Consider the following 5,771-nt stretch of genomic DNA (forward strand, 5'->3'; position numbering starts at 1 on the left):
TGCCGGTAACCGTGGGTTACCAGGGCGGCTCGGCCGCGGTCACCGTGGACCAGCGCGCCGGTGGCAGTCGATGGGTACCGCTCGGGGCCTGGCCGTTTGATGTCGGAACGGCGGGAACCGTGACCGTGGCGACCACCGGAACCGACAACTACGTCGTCGTCGACGCGGCTCGCTTCGTCCGAATCGGCTGAGCCGATCCCCGATCAAGCAAAATCCCCGATCAAGCAAAATCCCCGATCAAGCAATAGCCCCGATCGAGTAATCCGCCCCGCCCCGCTGCAGCCCGCCACTGCGGATGAAATGAACGGATATTCATTTCATATACCTGTGGTGTCCCCTGTCGGCTGTCAGAATTCGGGGTCTGTTCACCTTCGGATCGCCACCTGGGCGGCGTTGTCTGTTTTTATATCGAAGCGATGGAGAAGAACCGACGTCGCCGGCGCCGGTCAGGGGGAGACTCCACCGTGACGCCCGGCGCGTATCTGGCCACTGGCCTGGAGACAGGCCAGGTGGCATCGGGCGGGGATGCGGGTTCCCCTGCCGAGGTCCGGCGCGACACGCGCCCACGGCCGGGAACTGCCGACCGCCTGTTTCGCGGCGTCAGCCGGACGGCCGCCATAACCGTGATGACGACGATGGGCTTCATCGGCGTCTTTCTGCTCTACAAGGCACTGCCGGCCCTGCGGAAGGTCGGCCTGTCCTTCTTCACCGAGACCCAGTGGTTGCCGAGCTCGAACACGTTCGGTGTCGGCGCAGTACTGTTGGGAACGATCCTCATCGCGAGTGTCGCGCTCGTCGTCGCCGTTCCGCTGTCGATCTGTACCGCATTGTTCGTGTCGGAGTACGCGCCGCGTAGGTTGCGCCGTCCGATGGTTTCCCTGCTCGATCTCATGGCCGCCATCCCCAGCATCGTCTACGGGCTGTGGGGCTTCTTCTTCCTCCAGCCCCGGGCCATCACGGTGAGCCGTTGGTTGGCCGACCATCTCGGCTGGTTTCCGTTCTTCCGCACCCACCGCGGGGTCACCGGTCTCGGTCAGTACGCCTCGTCCACCTTCATCGCCGGGCTTGTCGTCGCACTCATGGTCACGCCGATCATCACATCGATCATGCGTGAGGTCTTCTCGCAGACCCCGGCCGGCGAACGGGAGGGGGCGCTGGCACTCGGTGGCACCCGCTGGGGCATGATCCGCGCGGTCGTCCTGCCATTCGGCCGAGGCGGCATGGTCGGCGCGGTCATGCTCGGCCTCGGGCGGGCGCTGGGCGAGACCATCGCCGTCTATCTGATCATCGCACCGCTCTTCGCCTCGCCCGGACGAATGATCCACATTCTGGAGCAGGGCGGGATGTCGATCTCCTCGCTCATTGCGCTGCGTTACAACGAGTCCGGGTCGTTCGGGCTGGCGGCGCTCTTCGGCGCTGGCCTGGTGCTCTTCGCCCTGACACTGCTGGTCAACGCGCTCGCCTCGACCATCATCAGCCGGTCCCGTTCCGGCGAGGCAACGGAGATCTGATGGCGATCACCACGACTTCACCGCTCGGGCACCCGGTGCCCGGCACAGTGCGGAACCCGGCCGGACCCGCGCTGCCTGAGTCACCGCCGGAGATCCGGATCCGCCCGGCCCAGGTCACCGCAGACGATGTTCTCGCCATCGGTGGGTCGGCGCTGTGCGCACTCTGTCTGACCTGGGTTCTGTTCGAGCGGCTGCTGCCGCTGTCGGGGACCGTCGGTTTCTGGCTGTGCTGCTACGTGCTCTTCCTGGCGGTCTACTCGACCGTCGTGCTCTCGCGGGAGGGCCGCGGCGTAGCACTGGCCGACCGGGTCATGTCGGTGATCTGCCACGCCGCCGGGCTGACGGTCGTCACGATACTTTCCTTGATCATTGGCTATACGGCGTTTCGTGGTTACACCGCGCTGCACCTCAACTTCTTCACCCAGACGATGTCGGTGACGGCCCCATCGGACCCGCTGAACTCCGGCGGCGCGCTCCACGCCATCGTGGGCACGCTGCTGCAGGTCGGCGTCGCGGTACTGATCTCGGTTCCGCTCGGGATCACCACCGCCCTGTTCCTCAACGAGGTACGCGGTCCCCTCGCCCGGCCGGTACGCACGATCGTCGACACGATGAGCGCGATCCCCTCGGTGGTCGCGGGCCTGTTCGTCTTCGCGACCGTGGTGCTGTCGCTCGGCACGAACCGGTGTGGGTTCGCCGCCTCGCTCGCCATCACAGTGATGATGATGCCGATCATCACCCGGACGGCAGAGGTCGTCTTCCGGATCGTCCCCGGTGGTCTGCGGGAGGCGTCCCTCGCCCTCGGCGGAAGCCAGTGGAAGACCGTGTGGCACGTGGTCCTGCCCACCGCCCGGTCGGGCCTGCTGACCGCGGTCATCCTCGGGGTTGCCCGCGGCGTCGGCGAGACGGCGCCGGTGCTGCTCACGGCGGGCTTCACCAACGACCTCAACGCCGACCCGGCCCACGGCGCGATGCTCTCGCTGCCGCTCTACGTCCTCAACTACGTCAAGTTTCCACAGCCCGAGTCGGTCGCACGTGCCTATGGCGCGGCCCTGACGCTGCTCGTCATCGTCCTCGTGCTGTTCGTCATCGCCCGCGTTGTCGGTGGTCGCAACCCCGGAGCGCTCTCACGCCGGCAGAAGCGCCGCTCCGCGGAGGTGTCCTAGAAGATGCTCGCCGTCCTGCCCGGGAAGACACGCCCAGGCTCTCCAACCGCAGGCGAGAAGGGTCGTCGTCTGGTCGCCCGCTTCGTCGCGATCGCGTTGAGCGCGGTCACGATCGGCGGGGTCGCGATGGCGGCGAGCCCGCCGGCCAGCGCCGACGCCCCCTATGCCGCTGTTGCGGGATCTGGCTCCACCTGGAGCGAGATCATGATCAGCCAGTGGGTCCGCGACGTCCGCAAGAACGGGCTGCCGGTCAATTACACCGGTAACGGCTCGTCGTCGGGACGGTCGGACTACTGGAACGGGCTCAACGACTTCGCCGTCTCCGAGATCCCGTTCCAGCCTCGGATCCCGGGCAGCAACGACACCGACGAGCTGCCGCTCGCGGCCAGGCGGCCCTACGCCTATCTGCCGATCGTCGCCGGCGGGACGTCGTTCATGTATCACCTGACCGTCGCGGGCAAACAGGTCACGAACCTTCGACTCTCGGGCGAGACCCTCACCAAGATCTTCACCGGAGTCATCACCAACTGGTCCGATCCGGCCATCACCGCGGACAACGGCCGACAGCTGCCGGACAAGGCCATCACCCCCGTCCTGCGCTCCGACGGTTCGGGCACCTCCGCCCAGTTCACCCTCTACATGTCGAAGCAGTACCCCGGGCTGTGGGCGGATTTCTGCAGAAAGTACGCGGGTTTTTCCGGTAACTGCGGCCTGCAGTCCTTCTACCCGACGTTTCCCGGGGCAAAGGGTCAGGCGCTTTCGAGCGGTGTCGCCAACTATGTCGCCGCGCCGTACGGCGAGGGCGCCATCACCTACGTCGAGTACTCCTACGCCCAGCGTTCGGGTTTCCCGGTCGCCAGCATCCTGAACGCCGGTGGATATTACGTCCAGCCGACTGCGGGCAATGTCGCGGTTGCTCTCACGCAGGCGAAAATCAACACCGACCTCACCCAGAACCTCGACGGTGTCTACGTCTACAACGACCCCCGCGTCTACCCGGTCTCAAGCTACAGCTACATGATTGTTCCGACTGCGGAGGTCGGGCGCTTCACCGCCGACAAGGGACGGACGCTGACGACGTTCATGAGTTACTTCCTGTGCGCCGGCCAGGAGAAGGCGGAGAACCTCGGATTCTCACCGCTGCCGGTCAACCTCGTGCAGGCCGGCTTCGACCAGATGAACCGGATACCGGGGCACATCACTCCACCGACCCTGGCCAGTTGCAACAATCCCGCGTTGCAGGTGCTCAACACCGCGCCGCGGCCCCCCGACTGCGCGAAGGTCGGCGCGGCGGCGTGCACCTCGACAACGGCCGGCACGCCCAGCGGTTCCGGCTCGACCAGCGGTACTGGTTCGAGCAGCGGTACCGGCTCGACCAGCGGTACTGGTTCTGGCTCCGGTAGCGGCAGTGGGAGCGGAACCGGCAGCGGTTCGGGCGACACGTCCGGGGGCGACGGTTCGGGTGGCAGCGGCACCGGGACGGGCGGCGATTCGGCGAACGGCACCGGTTCGGCAGCGGGTACGGGCACGACGATCGACCCGGAGACCGGGCAGGTTGTCACCGCCACCGGTGGGAACACATCGAGCGGCTCTAATGGTTCCGGTGGTGGCGACATCTCCGCGGCGCCGGTATCGGTATCCAGCCTACGCCAGGGCGGCCACCAGGCGAACGTCCTTTTCGTGTTCGCCGGTCTCACCGTGTTGGCCGCCTTCTTCGTTCCTCCGTTGTTGAGCGCGCATCTGCGTCGGCGCTCGCCTTCAGCATGACCGGCACCCGAGCGGCGAGAATTCCGCCGCCGGCCCGGCAAAATATCAAGGCCGCCTGTGAACGCATATTCACCGGTGTTTACGAAATGGTTACCTGGTGGCTGCCCGGTAAATCCCTCGGGTGGCTGGCCGTGTTCATCGATGGCATGGAAATCTCATACCGGAGCCACCTGACGGCTCGGGCGACGGTTGCACGTCGCCGTGTGAAAACCGTTCCCCACGAGGAGTGGAACATGCACATTCCGAAGAAGGCGGCCCTCACGGTCGCCATCACGGCCACGGCGCTGGCCGTGGGCGTCATGGGCGGACCGGCTCTGGCCGACCCGCCGGCGGGCGTCACCCCCGCGGCCGGCGACATCGTCGGTGTGGGATCAGACACCACGCAGAACATCATCAACGACTACTCGGTGTCGTACAACGCGACGAACCCGTCGAAGAAGCTCTACAGCTGGAACGCGACCGGCACGACCCCGATCACGGCGAAGGCGGGTTGTGCGAACTACGCCCGGCCGAACGGTTCGAGCGCCGGTGTCACGGCCCTGAACAACGACCCGGCGGCCTACAACGTGTCCGGCGTGTGCGTCGACTTCGCCCGTTCCTCGCGCTACCCGGACGCGACGAAGGCTTCGGACGTCGACAAGACCTTCATCGCCTACGCCAAGGACGTGGTGACCTGGGCGGCGAAGCCGGTATCGCCGAAGCTGACGCCGAAGACCGTCAGCACGGCCCAGCTGACCGCCATCTACAGCTGCACCCTCACCGACTGGCACACCATCAACTCGGCCCTGCCGAGCTCGCCCATCCAGCCGTACCTGCCGCAGTCGGGGTCGGGTACGCGGAACTCGTTCCTCAAGGCACTGGCCAACAGTGGTGACGTGAACGGCCCGAACGCGGCCCTCGTGCCGGGTGCGTGCGTGCGTCAGCCCGCCACCCTCGAGGAGAACAGCGGTGTGAGCCTGCAGGCCAACCTCCAGGCCGGTGACACGATCGGCGACGCGCTGGTGCCGTACTCGGCCGGCAAGTGGGTCGCCCAGTCCCGCGGTGGCGACGTCGACAACCGTAACGGCTTCACCGTTCGCCAGATCGACAGCGTTCCCGCCACGGTCCCCGACGTCGCCAACGGCGCGGCCGGCCCCTACTCCCTGAACCCGTCCGGCAAGTTCGGCCGCCTGCTGTTCAACGTGCTCAAGAACCAGCCCGGCAGCACCGGCCTGGACAAGATCTGGTCGGGCTACACCCCGGTCTTCGGTAAGGCCGGCTACATCTGCACCCACCCGCTCAGCGCCAACGAGGGCTTCATCTCGCTGCCTACCTCGGGCACGGGCAC

General features: G+C 66.6%; 4 protein-coding genes and 1 pseudogene. All 5 read left to right on the forward strand.

Annotated features, from left to right (window positions below; genetic code table 11):
- Window positions 1-191 (forward strand): annotated as a pseudogene (locus tag U9978_RS16845) (hypothetical protein); the annotation flags it as partial.
- A 273-nt stretch (window positions 192-464) separates the two neighbouring features.
- The gene (pstC, locus tag U9978_RS16850) at window positions 465-1,511 is read left to right on the forward strand and encodes a phosphate ABC transporter permease subunit PstC (RefSeq protein ID WP_322762092.1); all 1,047 of its coding nucleotides are present in this window, start codon (window positions 465-467) and stop codon (window positions 1,509-1,511) included.
- The gene (gene pstA, locus U9978_RS16855) at window positions 1,511-2,677 is read left to right on the forward strand and encodes a phosphate ABC transporter permease PstA (RefSeq protein WP_322762093.1); all 1,167 of its coding nucleotides are present in this window, start codon (window positions 1,511-1,513) and stop codon (window positions 2,675-2,677) included. Before pstC ends, pstA begins: the two co-directional genes overlap by 1 nt.
- Window positions 2,678-2,680: 3 nt before the next feature.
- Window positions 2,681-4,444 carry a phosphate ABC transporter substrate-binding protein PstS gene (locus tag U9978_RS16860; RefSeq protein ID WP_322762094.1) on the forward strand — a complete coding sequence of 588 codons (1,764 nt, stop codon included), beginning with the start codon at window positions 2,681-2,683 and terminating at the stop codon, window positions 4,442-4,444.
- A gap of 233 nt (window positions 4,445-4,677) precedes the next feature.
- Window positions 4,678-5,771 (forward strand): PstS family phosphate ABC transporter substrate-binding protein (locus tag U9978_RS16865; protein WP_322762095.1); only part of this gene is annotated, 1,094 nt, incomplete at its 3' end.

The sequence above is a fragment of the Protofrankia sp. Cr2 genome (genome assembly GCF_963555885.1).
In the GTDB taxonomy this organism is placed as follows: domain Bacteria; phylum Actinomycetota; class Actinomycetes; order Frankiales; family Frankiaceae; genus Protofrankia.